This is a genomic window from Aquiflexum sp. TKW24L, from assembly GCF_023502205.1.
GTDB lineage: Bacteria > Bacteroidota > Bacteroidia > Cytophagales > Cyclobacteriaceae > Cognataquiflexum.
In genome coordinates this window covers 1-26,391 of record NZ_JAMFLG010000007.1, presented here as the reverse complement: position 1 = coordinate 26,391, position 26,391 = coordinate 1, and the positions used below count along the sequence as shown (strand labels likewise).

At 40.9% G+C, this 26,391-nt stretch carries 14 protein-coding genes; 6 read left to right on the top strand and 8 right to left on the bottom strand.

What is annotated here, in order from left to right:
• Positions 1 to 173: 173 nt before the first annotated feature.
• From M3O96_RS06415 to M3O96_RS06390, 6 genes are all read left to right on the top strand, one after another.
• Complete coding sequence (locus M3O96_RS06415) at positions 174 to 1,280, top strand: fatty acid desaturase family protein (protein ID WP_349630835.1); 1,107 nt, start codon at positions 174 to 176, stop codon at positions 1,278 to 1,280.
• 194 nt (positions 1,281 to 1,474) lie between these two features.
• On the top strand, positions 1,475 to 2,695 hold the full coding sequence (locus M3O96_RS06410) for an amidohydrolase family protein (protein ID WP_249719503.1): 1,221 nt from the start codon (positions 1,475 to 1,477) through the stop codon (positions 2,693 to 2,695).
• A gap of 134 nt (positions 2,696 to 2,829) precedes the next feature.
• Positions 2,830 to 3,354 carry a P-loop nucleotide/nucleoside kinase family protein gene (locus M3O96_RS06405; protein WP_249719502.1) on the top strand — a complete coding sequence of 175 codons (525 nt, stop codon included), beginning with the start codon at positions 2,830 to 2,832 and terminating at the stop codon, positions 3,352 to 3,354.
• The gene (locus M3O96_RS06400) at positions 3,351 to 4,373 is read left to right on the top strand and encodes a hypothetical protein (protein WP_249719501.1); all 1,023 of its coding nucleotides are present in this window, start codon (positions 3,351 to 3,353) and stop codon (positions 4,371 to 4,373) included. Before M3O96_RS06405 ends, M3O96_RS06400 begins: the two co-directional genes overlap by 4 nt.
• Before the next feature lie 1,036 nt (positions 4,374 to 5,409).
• Positions 5,410 to 8,478: a PVC-type heme-binding CxxCH protein gene (locus M3O96_RS06395; protein WP_249719500.1), complete on the top strand. Its 3,069-nt coding sequence runs from the start codon at positions 5,410 to 5,412 to the stop codon at positions 8,476 to 8,478.
• 6 nt (positions 8,479 to 8,484) lie between these two features.
• Positions 8,485 to 9,732, top strand: a complete 1,248-nt coding sequence (locus M3O96_RS06390) for an FG-GAP repeat domain-containing protein (protein ID WP_249719499.1) — start codon at positions 8,485 to 8,487, stop codon at positions 9,730 to 9,732.
• A gap of 101 nt (positions 9,733 to 9,833) precedes the next feature.
• Here M3O96_RS06390 and M3O96_RS06385 read toward each other — a convergent pair whose 3' ends face one another.
• The 8 genes from M3O96_RS06385 to M3O96_RS06350 form a co-directional block, all read right to left on the bottom strand.
• Complete coding sequence (locus M3O96_RS06385; RefSeq protein ID WP_249719649.1) at positions 9,834 to 12,596, bottom strand: M14 family metallopeptidase; 2,763 nt, start codon at positions 12,594 to 12,596, stop codon at positions 9,834 to 9,836.
• 2 nt (positions 12,597 to 12,598) lie between these two features.
• Complete coding sequence (locus M3O96_RS06380) at positions 12,599 to 13,222, bottom strand: hypothetical protein (protein WP_249719498.1); 624 nt, start codon at positions 13,220 to 13,222, stop codon at positions 12,599 to 12,601.
• A gap of 35 nt (positions 13,223 to 13,257) precedes the next feature.
• Positions 13,258 to 14,844, bottom strand: coding sequence for a SusD/RagB family nutrient-binding outer membrane lipoprotein (locus tag M3O96_RS06375; protein WP_249719497.1), 1,587 nt, complete (start codon positions 14,842 to 14,844; stop codon positions 13,258 to 13,260).
• A gap of 20 nt (positions 14,845 to 14,864) precedes the next feature.
• On the bottom strand, positions 14,865 to 18,116 hold the full coding sequence (locus M3O96_RS06370; protein ID WP_249719496.1) for a SusC/RagA family TonB-linked outer membrane protein: 3,252 nt from the start codon (positions 18,114 to 18,116) through the stop codon (positions 14,865 to 14,867).
• 780 nt (positions 18,117 to 18,896) lie between these two features.
• Positions 18,897 to 21,659 (bottom strand): outer membrane beta-barrel protein, encoded by a 2,763-nt coding sequence (locus M3O96_RS06365; protein WP_249719495.1) that lies wholly within the window; start codon positions 21,657 to 21,659, stop codon positions 18,897 to 18,899.
• 459 nt (positions 21,660 to 22,118) lie between these two features.
• On the bottom strand, positions 22,119 to 23,033 hold the full coding sequence (locus M3O96_RS06360) for a hypothetical protein (protein WP_249719494.1): 915 nt from the start codon (positions 23,031 to 23,033) through the stop codon (positions 22,119 to 22,121).
• Between the two features lie 1,356 nt (positions 23,034 to 24,389).
• On the bottom strand, positions 24,390 to 25,772 hold the full coding sequence (gene mnmE / locus M3O96_RS06355; RefSeq protein ID WP_249719493.1) for a tRNA uridine-5-carboxymethylaminomethyl(34) synthesis GTPase MnmE: 1,383 nt from the start codon (positions 25,770 to 25,772) through the stop codon (positions 24,390 to 24,392).
• Positions 25,773 to 25,774: 2 nt separating this feature from the next.
• Positions 25,775 to 26,224, bottom strand: a complete 450-nt coding sequence (locus M3O96_RS06350; protein WP_241126448.1) for a thioredoxin family protein — start codon at positions 26,222 to 26,224, stop codon at positions 25,775 to 25,777.
• Between the last annotated feature and the right edge of the window lie 167 nt (positions 26,225 to 26,391).

Sequence of the window (26,391 nt, the reverse complement as noted above, 5' to 3'; positions counted from 1 at the left end):
AAGGATGGAGGTTCATAAAATGAAACCAACTAAATGTTAATGAAATATTAGTATATCACTGAGAAAATTATCCATTTGATTAAAGAATTAAAATAGTGTGCATTATGAGAGAGAACTTCCGTAGGGGAAGCATGAATTAAAGGTAATTATTTCTTAACCAAAATGATGGAAAGATGGATTATATGTCTAAATCTCAAGAAAAATTTCCCAGATTTGAATCCAACCTTAAGGATAGTAATCTTACTGCAGCCTTAAGAAAAAGGGTTTATTCGAAACTAAATCAAATTGAAAAAAGGGAAAAGGAATTGATTTTAAAGGCGGTTCTTTTGCCGTTGATTTATTTATGTATTTATTTTTTTTCAATGACAAGTTCCAATTATGTCACTTTCTTATTTGGTTATTCCTGTATGGGCTTTATGTTGGTTATTATTTTTTTGAATCTTATTCATGAGGTTTGTCATGAAAACCTTTTTCCAAAAAAATCCTTTAATCATTGGTATATGATGATTTTTGACATGATGGGTGCAAACAGCTACATGTGGCAAAAAAGGCATATCATATTCCATCATAATTTCCCCAATGTGGCAGGTTGGGACAGCGACATTGAAAAGAGTAAATTTTTGAAGGTACACCCCGACGAAAAAGGAAAATGGCTTACAAAATACCAGCATTTTATTATTTTCTTGTACCCTTTTTTTCTTCTCAATTGGTTTTTGGTCCGGGATTTCAGAGATTATTTCATCCAATTCACAGGAAAAGGGAAATTTGGTCCAATACCTTTCCGAGAATATATTAAACTTCTCTCTTTCAAAATTCTATTTGTTGGATATGTCTTTGTGATTCCTATTTATTACACTCCTTTTTCTATTTTTCAGGTTATTTTAGCAGGCTTGATGATGTTTTTAGTCGCCGGGATTTTTGCACTGTTTGTTTTGTTGCCCCCTCATGTCAATATCAATAATCAATTTCCTATGGTAGGAATAAAACATACTTTGCCAAACAGTTGGCTAAAACATCAGCTTCTAACCACCAATGATCTATTAGAGCAAAATTGGTTTACAAGGTATGCAATGGCAAATTTTAATTTTCACATTGCACATCACTTGTTCCCTAATGTAAGTTATCTCTATGCCCAAGAAGTGACCGCTGAAATTGAGAAATTTTGCCTGGAACAAGGTCTAGGTTATAAATCTATATCAATATGGAAATCTCTTAGAGACCATTATCGACTTATAAAAAGCAATAGGGTAGAAACTCCTATTTGGGAAGAGAATATGTAAGCACAAATTCTATGACAGATTTTAAATACACTGATCTTCATTGCCATCCCAATCTCAAAACTTTTGGACAATCCTTTACAAATACTATAAACCCAAAATCCGATGTTTGGTATACCAAAAAGCCTGATTTTTTTTCAAAAAAAATTTATGAAAATACCGGAATTACTAAGTTTTCTCAAACAGATTTTAGTACAATGAGCAAGGCAAATGGAAAAGTTGCTTTTGTTTCTCTTTATCCTTTTGAAAAAGGTTTTTTTCATAATCCCTATGTATGGCCTGCTATGGCAGCCCAATTGGCAAATTGGGGAATTGAAATCGGATATAAAAGGATAAGACATATCCAAAAACATTCAAGTTATTTTGAGGACCTCAAAAAAGAGTATCAATTTTTTCTTAATTCCAAAAAAGAAAATCTGGTGGATAGTGTTCTTCGAACTTGGAGACCTCTAAATAATAAAAATGATCTGGCAATCAATTTAAAATCTGGAAACGAAATTGGGGTTATCTTCAGTATTGAAGGTGCCCATGTTTTTAATACGGGTTTGGAAGAATACGGAATTAAACAGGATAGGGATGAGGTCTTTGCCAATATCAGGGATTTGAAAAGTTGGGATTTTCCTCCTCTTTTTATTGGTTTGGCACATAATTTCAACAATGACCTGTGTGGGCATGCCCGAAGCCTTCAAAGATTGGGAAAACTGGTAAACCAAGAAAAAAACCTTGGTATCGGATTGACTCATTTGGGTAGGGAAGTTGTGAGGCAATTGTTATCAAGAAAGAATGGAAGACGTATTTTAATTGATCTCAAGCATATGAGTTTGAATACCCGGATGGATTATTATCAGTTATTGGATGAAGAATACCACAATGAATGCATCCCTTTGATAATTAGCCATGGGGCATTGATAGGTAAATCAATTCGAGAAAATGTAGCAGACTCGCCTTTTTTAAATGTTTTTAATGAAAGTGATTTAAATTTTTATGATGAGGAAATAGTCAAGTTGGTGGAGAGAGATGGGCTTTTTGCTTTTCAAATGGATCTAAACATCCATGCAGATATCAAAAAACTTAAGGGTTTTTTCAAATTCAAAAACCCTAATGAGGATTTACAGAAGTCAGCATTACTGATTTGGAACCAATTGCAGCATTTTGCGGAAGTTTGTGATAAAAACGGGTTGTTTGCCTGGGGAAATACTTGCTTGGGCACTGATTTTGACGGAAGTATTTATCCTTTTCCTGGTGTATTGACTGCTGAGGGTCTAGAACCATTGTCTAAGGAATTGGAAAAACTCGCTCATGGCTTTTTAAAAAAGAATAGTTTATCAATTAAAGAAAATAGGGAGATTAAAGCTGAAGAAATTATAGAAAGATTTTTCTTTACTAATACCATTCAATTTCTTCATAATAATTTTTGAAAAATCAATTCAATATCGGCTATGATTAGCAGTCTGTTTGGATTAAATTGAACTAATGAATAAAAGAAAGACACAGGATAAATCGCGTAATGGAAGATATGTGTATTTTTTGCAATAAGTAAGAATGTTTCTTTATGGAAAAGGTTTCGAAATCCACGTCAGTACTGATCATTGTAATGGGACTTCCGGGTTCAGGTAAAAGTTATTTTGCCAAGAGATTAGCCAAAGAAATTGATGCCGTCTATCTTGGAAGTGATGAGATTCGAAAGGAATTGGGTTTGATGGGGCATTATGAGCTCGATAACAAGCTGACAGTGTATGAAGAAATGTTTAAGCGGGCAAAAAATACTCATAAATTCGGCAAAAGTGTGGTTTTAGATGGGACTTTTTTTCTCCAACAGGTCCGGGACTTAGTTATTTTTTTGGCCAAGTCATTGTCATGGAAGCTGTCGATCATTCATATCAAGGCCGATGAAGAGTTGATTGCCAAACGGCTCTCCAAACCTAGAGAAGACAGCGAAGCGGACATGGAGGTGTATCAAAGGATTAAATCTGAGTTTGAACCCATCCGGGAAGACCATCTTTTGATCCAGTCCAAAGATGGTTTCCTCGAAGAGAGTTTGGAAAATGCTTTAAAATTCATCAATTCAACCCCATGAAAAGGCACGATGTAAGGCAATTGATGAGCGAAGGAATATTTGAGGACAAACCGATCAAGGGGGAATTGGAAGAGACAAACATCTCTTGGGTAATTCTGACTGAAAATCATGCTTTTAAAATTAAAAAAGAGATTAGGTTGTCTTTTTTGGATTATTCTACCCTTGAGTTGAGAAAAGAATGTTGTCAAAAGGAACTGGAATTAAACAGAAGATTTTCGTCCATTTACCTTTCTATTCTGCCGATTACATATGATCAAGGAGTTTGGAAAATAGGAGAAGGAGCGGGAAAGATCATGGATTATGCGGTTTGCATGAAACGAATGGAAAGTGCAAAAAGATTGGATACGCTCCTAAAGCATCATGACGTCGATCCTGATCGCATTATCCTTCTGGCCAATCAAGTCGCCCACTTTCATCAACATGCGGAAGTCATAAAGGGTGCTTTTAATCTAGAAAAAGCCAAGGAATTGTTCAGTGATCTGAACTCGGTTCAAAAAGTTGTTTTGAAAGAATTCGGACCTGCTTTTTCGGATACTATTTTAAAGTTGATTTCTTTCAGTGATGATTTTTTAAGTAGACATGCAATCAGATTTGAGGAAAGAATTAAAGAAGGTTTAACCAAAGATGTTCATGGTGACCTACACTGTGGAAATATTTTTTTGTATAAAACTCCTGTTATTTTCGACTGCATTGAATTTCAAGATGCATTCAGGCAGATTGATGTCCTCTACGAAATTGCCTTTATGTGTATGGATTTGGAGTTTTTTGGAAGGAATGATCTCTCGAATTTATTTTTGGATGCTTACAAAAAAATAATTTTGGCCAGTTTTCAAAAAGATGAGGATGAAGCGATTTTCCTTTATTATAAATGCTTGAGAGCAAATGTCAGGGCTAAGGTTTTTTTATTGAACAGCATGACAGAACCCATATCTGAAAAGAAAGCGCAAGAACTGACAAAGGGTAAAAAGTACTTGGATCTTGCCATGGAGTATCATAGAAATCTTCTTGAAAACAATTAGGAAAATCTGAATTCTAAGAAAATCCGGAATGGATGAAATTTTGGCTAAAGCCAATGTGAATATCGCATTCATTTTAAGCCTCCAGCTAAAACCGGAGGCAATTCAAATGGGAATCCAATTTGGGATAACCATTTGAATAGGAATGTGGCTTTAGCCCATTCATTAAATTAGGATAGATAATATTGATAGAGGCTTTAGCCAAAATATTTGAATTCAAACCAAAACCATGATTGGAAGAAATTTTGGCTAAAGCCAATATGAATGTTGCATTCATTTTAAGCCTCCAGCTAAAGCAGGAGGCAATTCAAATGGGAATCCAATTTGGGATAACCATTTGAATAGGAATGTGGCTTTAGCCCATTCATTAAATTAGGATAGATAATATTGATAGAGGCTTTAGCCAAAAAATTTGAATTCTAAGGAAAATCCGGAATGGATGAAATTTTGGCTAAAGCCAATATGAATGTTGCATTCATTTTAAGCCTCCAGCTAAAGCAGGAGGCAATTCAACAGGAATTGAATAGGAATGTGGCTTTAGCCCATTCATTAAATTAGGATAGATAATATTGATAGAGGCTTTAGCCAAAATATTTGAATTCAACCCAAAACCATGATTGGAAGAAATATTGGCTAAAGCCAATATGAATGTTGCATTCATTTTAGGCCTCCAGCTAAAACCGGAGGCAATTCAAATGGGAATCCAATTTGGGATAACCATTTGAATAGGAATGTGGCTTTAGCCCATTCATTAAATAAGGATAGATAATATTGATAGAGGCTTTAGCCAAAAAATTCGAATTCTAAGGAAAATCCTGAATGGATTAAATTTTGGCTAAAGCCAATATGAATGTTGAATTCATTTTTGTCCTCCAGCTAAAGCAGGAGGCAATTCAATAGGAATGGGGCTTTAGCCCATTCCACATTCCACATTCTTTCAAATGCCATCTATCAACATTCCATTTCAATTATTGCTTCTTTGATGGATTAAAATTAAGTTTAATAGGATTTGATCCGCCAACCCAATCTGACCTATTCGATGAAGTATTTCCATAGATCCATCATTTTCCTATTGTTATTTTTTGCTTTGTTTCCAAGTTGCAGGCAGCCATCCCCGGAGCAATCCGAGTCAACATCAGCAGCCGTGGATATTTATGCAGAGCATATAAGAACTTCCAAGTTCCAAACTCCCGAGGAAGAACGCTTGGATTTTGTCCTACCTGAAGGATTTGAGGTGACGCTTTTTGCCTCAGAACCTGATATCACCAAGCCCATCAATATGGCTTTTGATGAGAAGGGAAGACTTTGGGTTACCCAATCTTCCGAATATCCCATTGCTGCAGGTCAGGGGGAAGGTAATGACAGAATCACTATTCTCGAGGATACCGATGGAGACGGCAAAGCAGACAAAATCCAGGACTTTGCCAATGACCTCAACATTCCGATCGGAATAATCCCGATCAAAAACGGCGCAATCGCCTATTCCATTCCCAATGTCTACAAAATGTTGGACACGGATAATGATGGCAAGGCTGATAAAAGAGAAGTTTTGCTTGGCCCTTTTGAGCACAAAGATACCCACGGGATGGTCAATAACCTTTTTCGGGGCTTTGATGGTTGGATCCATGCTTCCCATGGATTTTCCAATATTTCGGTAGTGGCAGGCAAAGACAGGGATTCTATCAAAATGGTGTCAGGCAATACTTTCAGGTTCAGACCGGATGGAAGCCGGGTCGAAAAAACCACCGATGGAAGGATCAATCCATTTGGCTCGGATTACGATGAGATGGGCTACCACTATTCGGCTGACTGCCATACTTTGCCCATCTACCAGTTGATATGGGGAGGCAATTATACCCAATGGGGAAAAAAAGAACCCAACATGGGATTTGCTCCGACGATGATGGACTATGGACTCAAATCTACCGCCTTGTCAGGATTGGTCTATTATACAGATGACCAGTTTCCAGATGAATACCGCAACAGTTTCTATTCCGGTGATGTCGTGACCTGTAGGGTCAGCCGAAATACGATGGAATTTAACGGCAGCACACCAAAAGCAATCGCCCAAGAAGCTTTTTTGGTCAGCAAAGACCCATGGTTTAGACCCGTAGACATCAAAATCGGTCCTGACGGGGCCATGTATATCGCTGATTTTTATAACAGGATTATCGGTCATTATGAAGTTCCCCTCGACCATCCCGGAAGGGACCGGGTCAGTGGCAGGATCTGGAAAATAACCTACAAGGGCAATAGCAGAAAGGTAACCGATTGGTCAAAAGCTAGTCAGGGTGAACTGATTCAAGCCATGGGAAACAGCATCCTGCAACTTCGGATGTTGGCGACAGATGAATTGGTGGACAGAATCGGAAAAGATGCTATTCCTTCTCTCAAAACAATGGTTGCGGGCAAAAATACCGAGCCTGAACAATTGATTCAAGGATTATGGGCTTTGTATAGACTTGATGCTTTACCCGAAAATGCCCTTCAAAACACTCTCCAACATCCTGATAGAAGGGTTAAAGTACATGCCTACAAAATCCTCTCGAATTACGATCAACTTTCTGAGAGGCAATATGCCAAAGCCATAGAAGATTTGTCCGATACCGATCCGCATGTTCAAAGAGCAGCGGCGGAATTATTGAGCAGACATCCGAATCCAAAAGCCTATAAAAAGCTTGTTGAACTCCATTCAAAGATTCCTATTTACGATTCTCATTTGGCATATACGATGCTGATGTCACTTTCTAATCATTTTCAGGAAAAGGAAATTCTCCAAATGGCCTTGAAAGAAAATTGGCAGGACCAACAGGCCAAAGTGGTAGCCCTTGTAATTTCCGACCTGAATGTCCCGGAGACCGGTGATTTCCTTTTGGCCCACCTTGGCAAATTCAAAGAGTCGAATAAAAACGCCATAGGTTTTACAGAAGCGATTGCGAAAAACATTCACCCCTCCAAAATGGAAAAACTGCTGCAATGGGTCAAACAAAAAGCAGGGGATGAACCCTCAGAAGCGCATTTGTTGGCCAATGCAACTCTCCAAGGAATGAACCAACGGACAATGACAGTTCCTGCTTCCTACCAATATTGGTACAAGACCTTGGCGGAAAGTATGCTAAAATCCATTCCAGCCAAGGAAGCCTACACAGACACAGAAAAAGCCCAATTGGTTTTTGCTTCAGAAACAGCAGGGAAATATGAGATGGCATCAGTTTCCATACATTTGAAAGGGTTACTGACCAAAAAGGCCTTGGATGAAGATATCCGTTCTGCTGGCGCGCCGGCTTTGATGAGGATTGACCCTAAGTCAAACTCTATTTTGGTGTCTGAAAGAATGAATGACACTGAGGAAGAAATCAGTATGAGGAGAAAAATGGCATCGGCCTTGGCATTGTGGGACAACCCTTCTGCCAGGCAATTGCTAGGAGATGGACTCAAAAATGCACCTGCTGAACTTCAGGAAACCATCAGTGTGGAATTGGTGAAAAATCCAGATGGAAAATCCAAACTGATGACTTCAATCAAAAAAGGCCATGCGCCTGCCAGATTGTTGAAGCAAAGGACAGTGGAAGAGAATTTGCTCGCTAACATTACCCCACAACAACTGAAAGAGTTTCATGAACTCACCGCCAACTTGGTTCCGATCTCCGAAGAACGACTGAAGCTGATTGCCGAAAGGTTGGCTGAATTCGTACCCGATCCTAATCACCTTGTCTCAGGTGCTACCATTTTTGAGAAAAACTGCAGCAGTTGCCATCAAATTGACAATAAGGGCGGTCTTATCGGGCCGCAATTGGACGGTGTCGGCAATTGGGGTCAAACTGCTTTGGCAACCAAAATCCTGGATCCTAATAGAAACATTACAGAGAATTTCAGAACCTACAATATTTCCCTGAACAATGGTCAAACTGTCTCGGGGTTGTATAGAAGGGAAGAAGGGCAGACAGTGGTTTTGGCGGACCAAACAGGGAAGGAGTTTTCGGTTTCAAAACCAGAAATCAAAGAAATGACCCCTTCCAAATACACGCTCATGCCGGACAATTTCAATACTGCGCTTTCTAAAGAAGAATTCAATTCCCTTCTTGTTTATCTATTGAACACTAAATAAAAAGCTATGAAAACCCACCATATAAACCCTGTTTCTTTCCAAAATCGAATATCCAGAACACCAATATTCCAATATGTTTCAATCGGTTTTTTGGCATCGATATGCTCTTTTTCATTGTCCCTTCCTTTAATTGGACAGACCATTTCACCTGTAAAAGGAAGTCAGATTTCATTTGAAAAACAGGTTTTGACTTCTGAATTTCTTGCTGAAGGAGTAGGAGTAGGGGATGTCAACAAAGATGGATTTATGGATGTCATGGCAGGCAGCTATTGGTTTGAAGCGCCGGATTGGAAAAAACATGAGATCACCCAACCACAGAAATTTGAATATGACAAAGGCTATAGCAATGCCTTCATTTGCCACGGCATGGATGTCAATAAGGACGGATGGGTGGACTTTGTCAGGATCGGTTTTCCCGGAAAGGAAGTATTTTGGTTTGAAAACCCCAAAAACGAAAGCGGACATTGGAAAAGGCATGTTATTCATCCCACCTTAGGAAATGAATCAGCAGGATTTTATGACATAGATGGAGATGGAGAACTGGAGATCTTAGGTGGAAATTCCGCCACAGGACAGATGATCTGGCTCAAACCATCGAGTTCCAATGGAAGAATTGAATGGACAGAATATACCATCAGCCAAAATGAAAAACGTGGTTCGGAGCCTTACTCTCATGGACTGGGCTTCGGAGATATCAATGGAGATGGCAGAAAAGATGTGATTATCCGGGAAGGTTGGTGGGAAGCACCCACCGATCCGCGGACTCCGGATTGGAAGTTCCATCCATCGAATTTGGGAGAGGCTTCTGCCCAAATGTATGCCTATGACTTCAATGGGGACGGGCTGACAGATGTGCTGTCCTCCTCGGCGCATGCTTTGGGGATTTGGTGGCACGAGCAGGGGAGAGACAAAGACGGCAAACCAACTTGGACCACAAACCTCATCGATGATACCTACACCCAAACCCACGGAGTAGCATTCACAGACATGAATTCCAACGGACTGCCTGACTTTGTGACCGGCAAAAGATATTTTGCCCACATGGGTTCCGATCCCGGGGAGTTTGAAACTCCCTATTTGTATTGGTATGAATTTGTACCGGGTTCCAATCCAACTTGGATTCCCCACCAAGTAGACGACAATTCAGGTGTGGGTGTGCATGTTTTGACAGAAGACATCAGTGGAGATGGCTTAAAGGACATCATTGTTTCCAACAAAAAGGGGGTGTTTGTATTCCTGCAAAAAAGGAATTAGGAAATTTGACTATCTGATTATCTGCAAAACCAATATTAAAAAGAGCTTCCCGATTTTGGGAAGCTCTTTTTTTGAAATCAAATTTGAGGCGTTCTGCTGTTTTATTGGTAAAGATTATTGAACAACATTTTGAATGTACCATGTGACTGCGCCCTGTAAGTAATCTCAGGTCCATAGACATACAAAGTTCCTTTTCCAACCGGAGCTGAGAAAGAAGTGATGCCATCTTCGAGATAAGATTGTCCCCAAGCCCAACCGCTCTTCAAAGGCTTGTTGGAATCAAACCATCCCAAAACCTGGAACCCATCTAATTTTGCTTCAGGCTTAAGTTTAAATACCGGACTGTTGTTGAACAACACATCTACGTGGTTTTCCAAACCCCAATTGGCAGGTAATGATGTATCTACCCTTGTGACTAGGACACTGCCGGGGACGTAATATTTTTCACCCGGCAAAGGTCTTTCAGCACCATCTCTGACAACTTCCACCAATGCATTTTTCACAGGTAATTTCAGATGATAAGCCAATGCCGAAGCACTTCCGACGGCGATCACTTTACCACCGTTTTCAAGAAAAGATTTGATTTGGGGGATTGATTTGTCAGCCGTTATACTTCCAAGCATGTGTTTGTAGGCTTCAGGAGTAGTCTTCTCATCTGGAGGAGAACCCCAACCTCCACTTTCGCCACCTCTACCAACAGCAGGGATTCCTCCACTGATAAAGAGTATGGCATCATATTTTTTGTTGAGGTTACCCGAATCGATTTCTTTGGCAAATATTACCTGAAACTCAAAATTGTATTGCTCCAGCATCCATCTCACCCAACCGCTTGGCATCGATCCACCATAAGTATCAAACAAAGCAATGCGTGAAGGCTTGATAGGAGTGGTATTGCTTGGGACGGCTTTGGCAGGAAAAACTTTTACGCCATATTCCGTTGCCTTAGAAGTCAATACTTTGAGTCCGTTTTGCGGAATATAAAATGATCCCGCAGGCAATCCTTCGACTTCGCTGTTGATCCTAGAAACTTTTACTCCCGATTTCAACAGTTCATTGACAACCGTAAAGGAATCATTTTGCTTGCTGCTTAAGTAAAATCCCGTTTTTGAAGTAGGTACTATGACTGAAGGTAAAGCCTCGAGTTTGCCATATGCCAAAGTTTCAAACGGTCCTGAAAACCCATCTAGAACCCGGTCAAACTGAATTCCCATCTGGTAAGCCAATGTCCAACCAGCTGCATCATAAGGTCTGATCGGAGGACCTCCCGGATATTGGAAGTCATTTGGATAATCCTGCGGCTCAAACATATCGATCACATGGGGTCGGAATGCCTGATCGGTTTTCACTACATAAGAACCCTTTGGATAGGTCTTGCCCTCCACGGTAAACTGCGAAGTGGCTTTTTCGATCCTAATCCCGGTTTTCACCAAGGCATTGATAAATTTGACTGTAGTGGCAGGATCTTTTTGGTCAGCACTGATGATAAAACCTCTTGGGTCTCTTTCAGCTTTGGCCTGATACAGACTGTCATAGAATATGGAAGGAATGGCGCCACCCCTAGCCGAAAATGGATTGGACGGGGTAGGATATTTGTCCTTTACTTTTTCATAGGCAGTTTTGATGGCATCAATCTTTCTTGGGAAAGGAGTCCAATAGTCTTTGCTACCTCTTTCGATGGAGCCTTTGCCCATAGAATATATATTGTACAATAAGTGATCACTGTTCCTGGAAGCATAATCCAATACAGCAAAGTTCATCGATACGGAATAGTCAATGGATTGTTGGAAATGCCATGCTTTCTGAGGCGTGACAGGAAATGGGGTATTGCTATTTGGCAATAACCTGTCCGGCACCAAAGGAACTTCTTCAGGATTTGGTCCTCCGATGATCTCAGTGAGGATACCGATCATGTTGTGGTAATGTGTGGTGGTCCTCAGACCGCCATTGTACCAAGTGGAAAAGGATGAACCATTCATTCTGGTAAATCCCGGCTTGTTTTCAGCATTCAGCCTGTTGTACATCGCCGCACCGACTGCATCGATTCCTGTCACCATCATCGGGTCAAATACATAATTGAAAGGATCTCTGTATGGCGGACCAGCTAAAACTGAGCCTGCCGGACCTCTCTGATGGTGGTTGTACATCACCTGGGGGATCCATTCTATGAATAGTTGGTGACCAAGGTTGATGGATTCCTTCATATTTTGGATATAGAAATCCCTGTTGTTGTCATGGCCGATATACTTTTGGTAGAGGACAGGAAGGTTGGAAAGACTTCTTTTCTCAGGTTCTGACTCTCTCATATACCAGTTACCGATTTTCTCGTGTCCATCAGGATTGGCATGGACAAATAATATGACCACATTGTCAAGGATCCTTTTTGTCTCTGAATCCTCTTTGGTCAAAACCTGGTAGATGGTTTCGGTCAGCTGATGAATCCCCACTGTTTCTGTAGAATGAAGTCCACCATCAATCCATACAATGGCTTTTCCTTCTTCAGAAAGTTTTCTTGCGTCTGCTTCAGTAATGCCCTCTGCCCTGGCCAATTTGACAGAAATGTCCTTGAATTTATCCAGGTTAGCATGGTTCGCAGGAGAAGTGACGATCAACATCCACTGATCTCTTCCTTCTTCTGTTTTACCGATCGAAACAAGTTTGGCTTTGTCGGAGGCTTCGGCGACTTTTTTGAAATAAGCCTCAGTTGCAGTGTAATTACTGATATGGTAATCGTCACCCATTCCAAATCCGAAATGTTCTTTAGGGCTAGGAATTTTTTGTGCAAAGGAACTGCCCATGCACAACATAAATAGTCCAAGGAGGAAAAATCCCCCTTGGATGGTTTTGGTTATTTTTTGTTTGATCATCATTATGGTATGTTTTTAAATCTTACGCCAACTCGGCAGGCACACAATTCCCCTCTGGATTCATCACATGAATTGTCATTGTATTGGACGATTCTGGTTCCGTCTTTCATGACCAAGATGAATTTGAATAAGAAATAGTCATTGGCTGCAATGGTCGAAATCGTGGTTCCTGTAAATGCCGCCAACTCAGAAGTAGTCAGGCTATATGTTTTTGGAAAGCTTGTTACCTTTTCATACAATCTGTCTGCAGCCCTCACGGTACTTGGAAGAGGAAACTGCCTTTCGTTGGGATGTACCTTTGCTAAGGATAAAATAATCGGATAGACAGGAGGATTACCTTCCCGTCTGTTGAAACTTAGGTAAACCTCTATTTCCTGTACTTCGGCCCTTCCTGCAGCATCGTAATAATCCAGTGTCCATTCAAATTTTTGGGAGGTGGCAAAGGTTGGATCTGCAAGGTTAAAGAAAGAAACTCTTGCACTTTCGAAGGTTGGCAAAGCTGAAGCACTCGAATTCAGAATTACCTTTGGTGTAGCAGCATATTTAAAGTTCTCCCACTCATAATCCACTGTTTTGCAGGAAAATGAGACAAAAACTATAAAGGCTATGAATATTTTATTTTTCATATAATTGATATTTAATGAGTGTGAATTGGGTAGAATTATTTCTTCCAAAATACTGGGACGATCTGTTGGTTTCTTTGTAATTGGTCTCTGTTTTCGATTACCGTTTCATTGGAAGTCAGTTCGGTTTCTGCAAAATAGAACCGCTCAGGAAATACATCCAAAGGAGCAATCAAATCCTCCAAAGCTGGTAAACCTGTCCTTCGGTAATCATTGTAAGATTCTATACCATTGCCATACATAGCGATCCATTTTTGCATCATCAGGATTTCAAGTTTTCCTTCTTGAGTAGCAGCATTGAACTGGGTTACCAAACGATCCGTAAAACCAGTGATTGTAGCTGCCGGAATAGGGAAAGCCGGCGAAAGTGAATTGATGGACTGCATATTTGCTGCCACAGCAGTTGACAATAGGAGAGCCGGATCTTCCCCGGTATTCAAGGTCAAAGCCGCCTCTGCTCTGTAAAATCTCATCATGGTGTTGGTCAGCAATGGTTGCCTTCCGGCACCAGTTCCGTCACCATTTGCAAATAATACCAACCTAAATGAGTTTGCAGTGCTACCCGTAGTCGCTCCCACATTATTCAAAAATCCTGTTGTATTTCCCAATGAAGGGATTCTTCCATTGTCATAGACGCCTCCTGATGGATAGATTCCAACGATTGCCCTCGTATTTTGATCTGCAGGTGAAGCCGCACCATCTCCTGGATACCTTCCATAATAGCCTTCTCCAACTTGAGAATTGGCCAATCCTGCTCTTTCATTAATTCTGAATATGTAATATCTAAGCCTTGGATCATCTTGAGCCTTCAACCTGTCATGCACCACCATACTGACATAGCCATCTCTGCCCGGGGAATATGCAGTAGTATACCATGGATGTCTTGCATTTGGTGCGGTGTTGGTTCCAAAAAGGAAAGAGAAGTCATCGACATTGCTTTCAATAAAATTTTTGGTCTGAAGTAAAGCATTGATTCCCTGTATGGACCTGGTTGGATCGGATTTTCTGGTTTGAAGGAGCAGTTTAAATTTTAGTGAATTGGCAAACCTTGTCCATTTGACTTTTGAGCCTTGGTAAAAAATATCTGCTGATGAAAGTACAGTAAATCCTTTGTCCATATCTAACAATGCTTCATCTATCAAGCGAAGTAAATCATCGTATATGACTTCCCCGTTGTCAAACTTAGGATCGGATACTTTTCCGGCTTCAAAATAAGGGACATCTCCCCAAACATCCACCATCAGACCAAATAGGAAAGCCTTCTGAAGTTTGGCTATGGCTACATATCCCCAGCTTCCCTGTTCGGTACCTACATTGATCATCGCTTCAAGATCAGGAATGGCCTGTGTGTAATAGCCAAGCCATGAGGCTTGAAAGGTGCCGCCAGTCTGGTCCCACCTGTTAAGATTTCCCGCAGCCCTGTGCTGGATGACATTGGAAGCACCTCTGTTGATGGTGTTGAAATTACCCACAATGGAGAGTTGGGTAGCTGGTAGTAATAAAGCAAGCTGTGGGGTGGTAGGGTTGTTGGGATCATTGTTGATATCCACAAAATCCGCACAAGCCCCCAAAAACATGGCTGTCACTGTCAGCAATGAAAGGAATTTTAATTTTATATTTTTCATGATGTTTTTCTTTGAATGGTTTAGAAAGTGAATCTTAAGTTCACACCATACCTTTTGGTGGGTGGCACTCCCAATTGGTCATAACCAAGGTTATTGGCTCCTGCAGTACTTACTTCAGGGTCATACCTCATAGCCGCAGGTGTATTTGGAGCTTTGTACCAAAGGTTCCTTCCACTCATGGAGATAAATGCACTTCCAAAAGGGGTTTTTGACAACAATTCTCTTGGGAACATATACCCTAAGGAAATTTCCCTCAACCTCACCACAGTAGCATCAAAGATTGCCGCTTCCTGGACATATCCTGCGGAAGGTCCACTTGGACCAAATCCACTTGAGAAGAAATAATCATTGTAATTTAAAGCAGTATTATTAGGGATTTTATTTCCATCCTCATCCAATAGTGGGGTTCTGGTATTGATATTTCCCAAGTATCCGCTTCCAATTCTGAAGGAATCCCTGTCTTCTGTATCTCTCAAAACACCTCTTGCATAGGTCTCACCAATGGTAGTAGAGAGAATATCTCCACCCGCTTTCATATCAAATAGCACATCAAGTGTGATTCCCCGATAAGAGAAGGTATTGTTTAGACCCGCAAAGAAATCTGGATTTGGATCTCCTATAGGACCACTTGTCGTTGCAAGGATCGGCTTTGCCGTCTGAGGATTGACAAGGATGCTTCCTTCATCATCTCTTGCAAATCTAGTCCCGAAAATCATCCCGTAAGGCAAGCCTTCTATATGGACATTTCCTCCATAAGTCAGCTGCGCAAAACCACCAAGGTTCTCCACTTTATTTCTGTTTCTAGTAAAGTTGGCATTGATGGACCAGTTAAATCCCCTGTCTGACACAAATGGATTGGCTGTCAATCCTATTTCAATACCCCTGTTGGAGGTTTCACCAAGGTTAATAATTCTGGTTAGGAACCCTGAAGAAGGGGCAGCATTTACTACAAAGATCTGGGAGGTACTTTCTTTGGCATAATAAGTCAAATCTAAAGTGAACAGGTTTTGGAAAAACCTTAATTCTGTTCCCACTTCAAATTCTGTGATGAACTCCGGCTTTAAAGAACTATTTGCAAAGCTGTTGGAAATGGTTTGTGTACTGATGCCTGAGTTGGTAGCATTGCTAAATGGAGAGTCAATTCCTCCGAAAGAAGCATTGGCGTTGAATACATTTACAGTCTGGTAAGGAGAAGCTTCATTACCGACTTTGGTATAACCTGCCCTGATTGTTCCAAAATTCAGAACCGAGCTATTCATTTTCAATGCTTCGGTAAATACGAGTGACCCATTGACACCACCATACAGGTAACTTCTGTTTTCGGCAGGTAGGGTAGAGGATACATCATTTCTTCCCACAAAATTGAGCGAAGCATAATTTTTATAATCAAAAGTCACATCACCAAAAAAGGCGTAAAACCTTTGCTTGATCAAAGTCTGGTTGTTTGGAATATTACCAAGTGTGATCGTGGTAGTATTTCTGATGTCATTCAATCCTGCCACAATAATCCCATCTCCTGAGAAAGCTGCTCTTCTAGTCAATCTTTGGTTGATATTGTTTCCAAGAATTACCCTGACTTTCAGATCATCATTGATTTTGGTATTGATGGTAGCCAAAAGAACGTTGTCCAATTCTTCCCGGTAGATATTGTCTGTGTTGATGGTACCGTTGGCATAGACACTTGATCCTTTTCCCAAAACACTGAGTCTGTTGTCCGTAAAGCTGTTGAACCCAAAAGTATTCTGGACAGTCAGCCAAGGGGTGATTTCTTTGCCCAATACAAAACTTCCAAAAGTTCTATCCACTTCACTTGTGGCAGGACTGTTCTTAACAGACCAATAAGGATTGTCCAATGCCCTATAATACACATTGGCCCCGGTTACGGGATTTTCAAAAGGATAGCCGGTCAGGTCAAAGCTCGTCGGCATAAATAGCAAATTGCCCATAATAGATCCTGACCCACCAATCGGAGGACTTGTCTGATTGGTTTTGACATAATTCAATGTTCCCCTTACAAAGAAGCCATTGTCAAGTTTGGCGTTTCCACCGACATTGAAGGAAGTTCTAGTGATACTGTTACCGGGAACTACACCATCATTGCTCGTCCGCGTAAAACCTGCAATCAAACTTGTTTTTTCACCGCCACCACTGACCATGATGGAGTTTTCAAAGAGATTTCCTCTCCTAAAGAAATTTTCAACATTTTCTTTCATGTAAGACCTATAAGGTACTTCTACAGGAGTGATTCCATTAGCCTCGTAAAACTGAGGAAATTGAGAGGCAGGATTGGTAGTCAATGCCAAAGGGTGGGGAATAGTCGCGCGGCTGGAATATGGAGAGCCGTATGAACCGAAGACACCCGCCCTGTAATCACCATTGGTTCCCTGACCGTATTTATCTTGAAAGTCAGGGATACCTGAGAGCCTTTCATTGGAATAGGAGCTGTTGTAGGTAATCTCCATTCCTTTCCGTCCTTTTCGGGAGCCTGTTTTGGTAGTGATAATGATTGCGCCATTGGCTGCCCTAGACCCATAAAGTGCAGAGGCCGCAGCACCTTTCAATACCGTGAGGCTTTCGATGTTGTTGGGATCAATATCAAACGCCCTGCTGGATGTAGATTGGCTGCTTTGTGTTTGGTTGGTTCCGGCTGATTCAAAAGAAGAATTGTCAAAAGGTACACCATCTACAACAAAAAGCGGTTGGTTGTTATTGCCAAGTGAGGAATTGCCTCGGATGGTGATGTTGGTGGCACCACCGGCTACACCACCTGCTCCTTGGATGTTGACTCCGGCTATTTTGCCTGTCAATGCCCTCACAGGATCAGGCTCATTCCTCTGGCTAATTTTCTCGTTATCTAAGGAAGATACCGAATAACCCAAGGTATTGGTATTTCTTTCGATACCTGCCGCAGTGATTACGACCTCCGAGAGTTGAAAACTCTCTGTTAGCCTTACAGTGATTTCACTTTGATTGGATACATTCACTTCGGTTTTTTCATAACCGATGTAAGAGATAACGAGAATGTTCTCGGTTGCCTCCATTTGGATCGTAAAGATCCCGTCCAGATCAGACACTGACCCTTTTGTAGTGCCTTTTATCACAATATTTGCACCGGGGATAGGCATACCTGCCGCATCCAGTACTGTCCCTTTGACGAGTTTTTGCTGGGCAAAAACATTGCCTTGAATACCGAAAAAGCAAATCAGGGTGAAAATCATCAAGTATCGCCAGGATAAAATTGGGATACGGTTTTTGGTAAATGTTTCTTTCATAAGCTTTAATAAATTAGAAATGGAAAATAACATGCCTGTACCATCCCAAATAAAATTGGGTGATAAGGTTACTTTAAAGTAGGTTATAGGGGTAAATAGCAAAACAAATCATCATATTTCCATTGGCCTATGGAAATAATCAGGATATTCTGTGGTATCGATTGATTAAAAATATGTCTAAATAAAATAACATGGCTTCCATTTGGGTAAAAAAATCCCGATGATTATAGCAGTTGGAATATGGTAAGGATAAAAGGAAAAAAACAGGTTTGAGTTATAACCTACCTATACAATTCGAAAATAGTATCCAATTGTAAATAGTTGGTTTATAATTTTGCGATTTTGAATAAATTTTCTGCTAATTTTTTCCAAACTGGTTTTTATGGGAGATTAATGGTATAAGGTCAAAAAAGTAAATATTCTTCAATTTGAAGCAGTTACGCATTAGGATTATCAGTTCCTTTCAAAAAGGTTGAATGAAGAAAATGAAATACTGGTAAATACTGTTGAAGTTAATGTCCCTTTAGGCACAAGATATGGTAGGGAAAATTTTGTTTGAAGCAGTTATCCATAAGGAGTATGAGAGTTCCTTTCAAGAAGGAAAAATGAATAAGATGAAATACTGGTAAATACTGTTGAAGTTAATGTCCCTTTAGGGACAAGATATGGGTAGGGAAATTTTGCATTTAGTTATTTCCGTGCCTTTAGGTACGGGATATATGTTGCATCAAAAGGAACAAAAGCCAACATCACAAAACAGGGATAAAGCAACTTAAATTATCAATTCGAACTATCCCCATTCTGATACCTTTCGGTATAATCCTGCTCACTCATGCCTTTGCTGAACCTTCTGAGATTGTAGGTAAAACTCAGCATCACATAAGTCTGAAGTACATTGGACTGGACATCTTCCACAAAAGTCTCTGTGATATTCCTTCTGACATTGGCATTTTCACCAAACAAGTCATAAACCATCAAGCTGATCTCACCCCGCTGGTTATTGAATATTTTTTTGCCCACACTCATATTGACCAAGGAAAAATTGGTATCAAATCCCTCTGACAAACCTGAATTGATCTGATGATTGAGATCCAATCGGTAAATGATTCCTTCCCAAATGATCCAATTTAGATTGACACGGAACCTCTGCTGGAAGAATTTACTGTCAAGGCTAGAATTGAGGCTGTTGTTGACTTCGTTAAAAGAAGACCTTGACCAGATATTGAAATCTATTTGGTCACTGATATTGCTGCTTAGCGAAAAACCCGTGTTCAACCTCCTGGAATTGTTGAATCCGATTTGGTCATTGACCTGTCCAGGTCTTTGGGTAAAGCCAAGTCCAGCGTTAATATTGAAGTTTGATTTGATGAATCCTATCGGCAACCCATAGCTAAACCATGACCTGAAATCCTTATACCCATCAAGATTTACCGGTTTGTTCAATTGTGAACCGGTTTCTAATATAATTCCATCTTGGATCTCAGTAGGTTCGCTTGCAATCAGGGTACTGTTGGAAATGAAATTGTCTACAAACCTGGATTGGGCAAATATATTCCAGTTTTTATCTGTATCAGGATTGTTACTTCTAAATCTTAACCGGATCTGATTGGTATAGGATTGATCCAAATCGGGATTACCTGACCGCAACTGAAGTGGGTTTGTATTGTCAATCACAGCCTGAAGTTGTGAAATCTGAGGTTCGTTGGTATAAGTATCGTAATCAACCTGTAAATTGGTATTGGTCGAAAACTTGTATTCCATCCTCACTGTAGGAGTGAAGTTTTTGAAAGTTTTGTTCAATACATCAGGATTTGGAAAAAACTGGTCGTTTTGGAGTCTGGCATCCTGGTATTCTAATTCAGTCTGTATTTTATACTTTTCGGAAGTAAACTGGTAACCAAATTCCAGTTCTTGGGTCAGGTATCTGCTTTGAAAAGTATTACTTAATGCTGTATCCAAAGAAAGTAAACCGTTATCAAAATCACCGTTTTCTACATTGAAGGTAAGCTTGTCGGAGTCATTGAGCCTATTGCCGATCTGGTATTCCACTTCCATCTGACCTCGCTTTCCCAAGGGCTCGGTATAGGAAACACGACTTTGCCAAAAATCACCGGTTCGCTCCCTTGTGGTGCGTTGGTCAATGACCTCTTCCCTGCTTCCATTTTGATCATAGAATGTGTTTTCTGCCTTTCGGTCGGACTCATCTTCATTCCATCCTTTCGAGAAATTGGTTCTAAAGGTGACAGTACGTCCCGGTTTGTCAAATTTATGGCTGTAGAGTAATCTGTTGTAAAGGTCAAAATCCTGATAAGATCCTGTTTTTAAGTTTCTTACCGAATTGATCAGATTCAGACCATCGTCAGTTTGTCCGTTAAAACCTGAATTTTCCGTTTCAAACCTTGCAGAAAATCGAGGAATGTAAAGGATTCTATTTTTCTCGTCTATGTTGTAATCCAATCTAAGGTTAGCTTGGTGCCGGTTGTTGATTCGGACATCGGTACTCCTTTCACTGTAGAACTTATCCGTATCATCTGTAGTCACAAAATCCCTGAAAATATCCACTACGCCTACATTTCTTCTTTTGGTAAAAACATAACTACCGGTAACTTTGATTTTGTCCATCCATAGATCGGTATAATTCAATCCAAGAATATTGGTAGTGATGATTCCTTCCTGTGGATTGGCATTGTCCTGTGCGTTGGGATCGCTGGAGTAATCAAGGACATTGACATTATTGGATAACCCTGTAAAGGTCAACCTTCTTTCTCCATCAAATGCATTGATACTGGCACCCACCAAATACCTCTCGTCTGTTCCATAGCCGGCGGTAGTTTTTCCAAATTCGCCCTTCCTCTTGCTTTCTTTGGTAATGATATTGATGGTTTTGAGCCTTTCACCATCGTCAAATCCACTGAGCTGTGATTTTTCACTTTTTTGGTCAAACACCTCAATGCTTTGAATCATTTCGGCAGGGATATTCTGAAGAGCAGTTTTGACATCTGTTCCAAAAAACGGCTTGCCATCAACGAGGATCTGCGCAATGGCTTCTCCCTGAGCTTGTAAAATACCATCTTCTGAACTCACTCCGGGAAGTTTTTCCAACAATGTCTGTGCACTTGCATCCTTCATCGTTTTGAAAGCATCTGCATTGAACATCGTGGTATCACCTTTTTGGGTGCCTGTAGACCTCCGAGCCTCAATCACAAATTCTTTAAGGTCAGTAGCTACTTCGCTGATTGCAATAACTCCCAGGTCGACATTATTGGTCAATTCTATGGTCCTGAAATAATCTGTAAATCCTATATATTGTACCTTGAGGATATAATCACCCTGTCTGATACCGGTCAGATCAAAATTGCCATCAATATCAGAAACAGCACCTGTAACTTGGGAAGAATCATTTGGGGACAATAAAAGCACATTCACAAAAGGCAAAGCCTCTTGTTTGCCCTGAACAACCACCACACCTTTTATATTAAATGACTGCGAAAAACCCTGAATGGAGAATAAACCAAAAATTAAAACTGAAAATATGTACTTCATTGAATTGATTGGATTGTAACTTTTTAAAATTCAGGTAGATGTAACTACCCGAAAAACTTCTTATACAGGAACAAACTTAAGGAGTGGTGGTTCGGCAAAGAAGGCTTTATTTGCTGAGTGGTTTATTTTCTCGAGGAACAGCCACCTGACTTATTTGGGATATTGATTTTTTAAGGTCAATACTTCCTCTGGATTCGCCTTGCGATTAAAAGAATAGAATAATCTCAGGCAGGATCAATGTTAGGTTGTAGATAGATTATAGTCCATGGTCGATGGTAAGTCGTCCATAGTTTATAGGCTATGGTCCTTGGCATAGGAAATGTGGTTCCTGCAGGCCAGTCTTATCTGTATTTTGTGCACTTTCTGTGGTCTTTTTTCCATCGTCTATGGTCTATCGACTTTGTACTATCGACTATGTCGACTGTCGACTGTCGTCTGTGGACTTTGTAGACTATCATCCTAAATAAAAATACAATCCTCCGGCTTGATGACAAACGTGGCATTTTCTACCAATGCAGCCTCACTGTCCCGCCTTCTATGAAGACCGGCGCTTTGCTGCACGGACCACAGTCTTTTCATATTTCTGATCTCTGCGGCAATGGCGGGCAATTTGCCTGAAGCAATGTGTTGGACAAGATTCCGCATCTCTAACCTCCTGTCATTCAAAGCCAAACTGTCACCCCTGTTGTACACCAAGGAGACAATAGCTCCTTGGACATCAGGCGGAAGTTTTTCTAAGCCGGGATAGATCCTTCGGGATTTCTTTGCCCAAATCGGCATGGACTTGGTGCAAAATACCTCAATAGCAGAATCCCAATCAATGCTCACCCTTTTTACAGCTTCGGTAAGTGCGTTTTTGGCATTGACTTTTGTTTTGCCTACCACGCCCAAAAGGGTATTAAAATCAGAACTGCTGAGAAAGTCTTTCCAATCATGGGTAAATGTGGCAGTATTTACATAGCCCAAATCGTATCCGATACCGATGGTGATGCCACTGTATTCACCCGGTAATATTGGGTTCCTGTATCTCCTTTCATAAATAGCTTTTGAGGAAACCTCAAACTCCACGATGACATCCAATGACCTTTTGGAGGCAATCAAGCTTGCACCCGAAGGGATCGGAGGTAGGGTTTGGCTGTAAAGCATCTCCAACCTAGATATGGTATTGGTGCCCATAATACCGTCAACATCATTTCCTTTAAATCCCAAAAACCTTTGTACAGCTTTCTTCCTTTCGGTAAAGTCCGCAGTTACGGGCAATTGAATGCCAAGGCTTTTCAAAAATGAATTGGTGGTTACCAAATCAAAAACCCCTGTTTCTGGTGTACGGAGGGTTTTTTGAAGATTCTGAATTCTCTTTTGGAAAGGGTCCATAGTATGTTGTTTTTGGGTTAAAAATTGAATGAAAAGTAAGAGGAATGTGACCGAATGGAACTTGGCTTAAGAATCTTGGGTAAATCCTACTTATCCCTTTGGTACATCGCCAACTAAGATACTGACATTCAGTGGTATTGTGTAATGAATTATTGATAAAAAATAGAAGGTTAGAGAATTTCTCCAATCACGATACACAGCCCCGAAGTGGGCTGAATAACATTGTCCCTGGGTAAGGTGCTATACATAATTTCATACTTTCTGAAATCTTTCTGCACCGTAACCCATGGAAAAGAATTTGGAAGTTTGGTATTTAGGTCACGTATCTTCTAAGGAGGAGAATCTTAAATACGGAAATGGGGTAGGGGGTATTTTAATTTACCACTGAGCACACAGAACAGGAGGCTTCATTTTCTCCCGCATATATCGCAGATTGACGCAGATGACTCCTCCGCACATGTTGGTATCTCCCCAAACCTCCTTTTTCTCAGAGGCTCTGTGAGAGGTGATATTTTTTAACCGCAAAGAACGGGAAGGTATCCCAATGGTTGCAAAGGGAATTATAGATTTGACAAAATAAGGCACTGAGGAAAGATCCCGACGGGATCAAATATCTAGTTACCCCGCATTGCAATGCGGGGAAAAGAAAACGATCTATTAAGGCTACACCAATCCTGAAGGGATTGAATGTATCTGCATATCCAAGGAATTTTATGACTTCCCTATACCCCATGGGTGACAAAAGTATTGAAGAAGGAATGGCCTTTCTTTGGTTATGGATTGGTCAAGGATTGGTCAATGGTTAAGGATACTACAGGACTGACTCTACTTTGAGGTAAGGGAACATTAGGACTGATAGGGGGATAGGTATGGGATGGGAGTAGGGGAATCTAAGGATTGGGGTAGATGGGAAGTAGCTCAAGGGTAACCCAGAGGCGGCGTATCTGTAGCTAAGACACGGAGTATGGTTAGCTAGGACACGGAGTATGGTTAGCTAGGACACGGAGTATGGATAGGGGAAGTATAAGACAAGGTGGGCGGGACTATACCGGAGGGGTAGGGGAAGATGCCGGAACCCTTACTATTTCCCCTATAATATTATCTGTATAAAAAGCGGAAAATTTACGTGCTGAGACCGCAAATAATGCGTCCTCGGGACTATTATATTAACGAATATCTCGAATCAGATGCATGGTGCCTCAAAAGGTATGTAGTTCGCAGCAACAACAATTAAAACCACTTCAACAAAAAAAGAGAGTCTCCACCTCCACAAGCTGCGGTTCAGAATGACTGTTCCCCAACCCGACAACCTTCCTACGGCAGGCAGGCGCGCAGCACAACATGACAACACCAAACTTATTTACCGATACAGAACTTTGAAAAAATGTTGGCCAAAAGGTCATCTGTTGTAATCTCTCCAGTGATTTCTCCAAGGTAGTGGAGTGACCTACGGATATCCATCGCCAAAAAATCATTGGTGATCTGCCTGTCCAAACCTTCCAATACATCCAATAACGACTGCCGTGTTTTAACCAAGGAATCGTAATGCCGGATATTGGTGACAATGGTATTGCCTGTCCTGAACTTATCTAGATTGACCAATTCCAAAACCCTACTTTTCAACACTTCGAGGTTTTCCTTTTGACCCGCAGAAATAAAAATGGTATCAGGATACTTTGCCTTCAGTTCGCCGACAAACTCCGGAGAGGCTTTGTCTATTTTATTGGCAACCTTGACAAAAGGAACACCCTGATTTTCCAACTTGTTGATATCCCGATTGATCTCAACCATGTCGGTATCCGTCAGGTCAAAAAGGTATAGAATCAGGGAAGCGGTTTTCATTTTCTCCTGCGTCCTGCTGACTCCGATCGCTTCTATGATATCGGTGGTTTCTCTTAACCCTGCCGTATCGATAAACCGGAAGATCACCCCGCCGATATTGATTTCATCCTCGATAAAATCCCGTGTTGTACCCGCGATTTCAGAGACAATAGCTTTTTCTTCATTCAAAAGCGCATTGAGCAAAGTTGATTTTCCGGCATTGGGTTTTCCGGCGATGACCGTGGGAACTCCGTTTTTGATCACATTGCCCAAATCAAAACTCGCAATCAGTAGCTCGACAGCACGCAGTAATTTTTCAACCAAGACCTTCAAGTCATTCCTATTTGCAAACTCCACATCCTCCTCCCCAAAATCAAGCTCCAACTCGATCATCGAAGCAAAATGGATCAGCTCATTGCGGAGTTTTTGGATCTCACTGCTAAAGCCACCGCGCATCTGACTGATGGCTGCTTGGTGGGAGGTCTCAGAATCTGAATGGATCAAATCTGCAACAGCTTCTGCTTGAGCAAGGTCAAACTGCCCATTCAAAAACGCACGCTGAGTAAATTCCCCAGGCTTTGCGGGCCTTGCTCCATGACGGATCAATAGCTTGATGACCTGATTGACAATGTATGAAGAACCATGGGTGGAGATTTCCACGACATTTTCCTTGGTAAAGGATTTTGGGGCCACAAAAATAGAAACCAAAACCTCATCTATGATCTTCTCCCCATCCCGGATGGTTCCGAAATGGATGGTGTGGGAAGCCTGCTTTTCCAGGTCTTTCCCTTTAAAAACAGAATTGGTTATGGTGATGGCTTCTTTGCCTGAAAGCCGGATGACCGCAATCGCACCGACACCCTGCGGGGTAGCAAGGGCAACGATGGTATCATTTTTTTCGTGAAGGGAAAAGGACATGGTTACTTCCCGAATTTATTGAGGAGATCATCCATTCCGGAAAGGAAGGGAGCCGGTTCTCGGTAGCCGGGAAATTGAGCGATATTTTCCATCAAGGCATCCATGATCACAAAGTTGGGGTAGGAACTTACCCGCATCGCCCGAGCCATAGTGGCTTCGGTATATTCCTTGCCCTTGAAGTTGAATTTTCGTTTGCTGTCCTCTGCATTCATTTTGACGGCATAGAAATTCTCATTGATAAATCCGATGACTTTAGGGTTGGTAAAGGTGTCCTTATCCATTTTTTTGCACCATCCACACCAATCAGTGTAGACATCCACAAAAATCATCTTAGGGTTTTCAGCAGTTTTGGCAGCAGCTTCCTCAAATGTCAGCCAAGTGATTTTGTCCTGTGCAGTTGCGATTTGGAAGCTGAATAGGGTGATCAGCAAAGCGCCAAATAACTTTTTCATATTTTGGTTAATCATATTTCCAAATTTAACGACATGCTTTGGTTTGAAGTTCAATTTCCTTGATTAAAGTACAAAAGTACAAAGTACAAAGTACCAAGTACCAAGAAGGAAGACTTGGGGAAATTCAGAATTAAGAATGATGAATTAATAATGCCGGATTACGAAGA

What these genes read in the sequence shown, in the direction of transcription:
- M3O96_RS06365 (WP_249719495.1), bottom strand. Translation starts at nt 21,659, where the DNA reads ATGAAGTACATATTTTCAGTTTTAATTTTTGGTTTATTCTCCATTCAG.
- M3O96_RS06395 (WP_249719500.1), top strand. Translation starts at nt 5,410, where the DNA reads ATGAAGTATTTCCATAGATCCATCATTTTCCTATTGTTATTTTTTGCT.
- M3O96_RS06405 (WP_249719502.1), top strand. Translation starts at nt 2,830, where the DNA reads ATGGAAAAGGTTTCGAAATCCACGTCAGTACTGATCATTGTAATGGGA.
- M3O96_RS06360 (WP_249719494.1), bottom strand. Translation starts at nt 23,033, where the DNA reads ATGGACCCTTTCCAAAAGAGAATTCAGAATCTTCAAAAAACCCTCCGT.
- M3O96_RS06385 (WP_249719649.1), bottom strand. Translation starts at nt 12,596, where the DNA reads ATGATCAAACAAAAAATAACCAAAACCATCCAAGGGGGATTTTTCCTC.
- M3O96_RS06410 (WP_249719503.1), top strand. Translation starts at nt 1,475, where the DNA reads ATGAGCAAGGCAAATGGAAAAGTTGCTTTTGTTTCTCTTTATCCTTTT.
- M3O96_RS06375 (WP_249719497.1), bottom strand. Translation starts at nt 14,844, where the DNA reads ATGAAAAATATAAAATTAAAATTCCTTTCATTGCTGACAGTGACAGCC.
- mnmE (WP_249719493.1), bottom strand. Translation starts at nt 25,772, where the DNA reads ATGTCCTTTTCCCTTCACGAAAAAAATGATACCATCGTTGCCCTTGCT.
- M3O96_RS06380 (WP_249719498.1), bottom strand. Translation starts at nt 13,222, where the DNA reads ATGAAAAATAAAATATTCATAGCCTTTATAGTTTTTGTCTCATTTTCC.
- M3O96_RS06415 (WP_349630835.1), top strand. Translation starts at nt 174, where the DNA reads ATGGATTATATGTCTAAATCTCAAGAAAAATTTCCCAGATTTGAATCC.
- M3O96_RS06350 (WP_241126448.1), bottom strand. Translation starts at nt 26,224, where the DNA reads ATGAAAAAGTTATTTGGCGCTTTGCTGATCACCCTATTCAGCTTCCAA.
- M3O96_RS06390 (WP_249719499.1), top strand. Translation starts at nt 8,485, where the DNA reads ATGAAAACCCACCATATAAACCCTGTTTCTTTCCAAAATCGAATATCC.
- M3O96_RS06370 (WP_249719496.1), bottom strand. Translation starts at nt 18,116, where the DNA reads ATGAAAGAAACATTTACCAAAAACCGTATCCCAATTTTATCCTGGCGA.
- M3O96_RS06400 (WP_249719501.1), top strand. Translation starts at nt 3,351, where the DNA reads ATGAAAAGGCACGATGTAAGGCAATTGATGAGCGAAGGAATATTTGAG.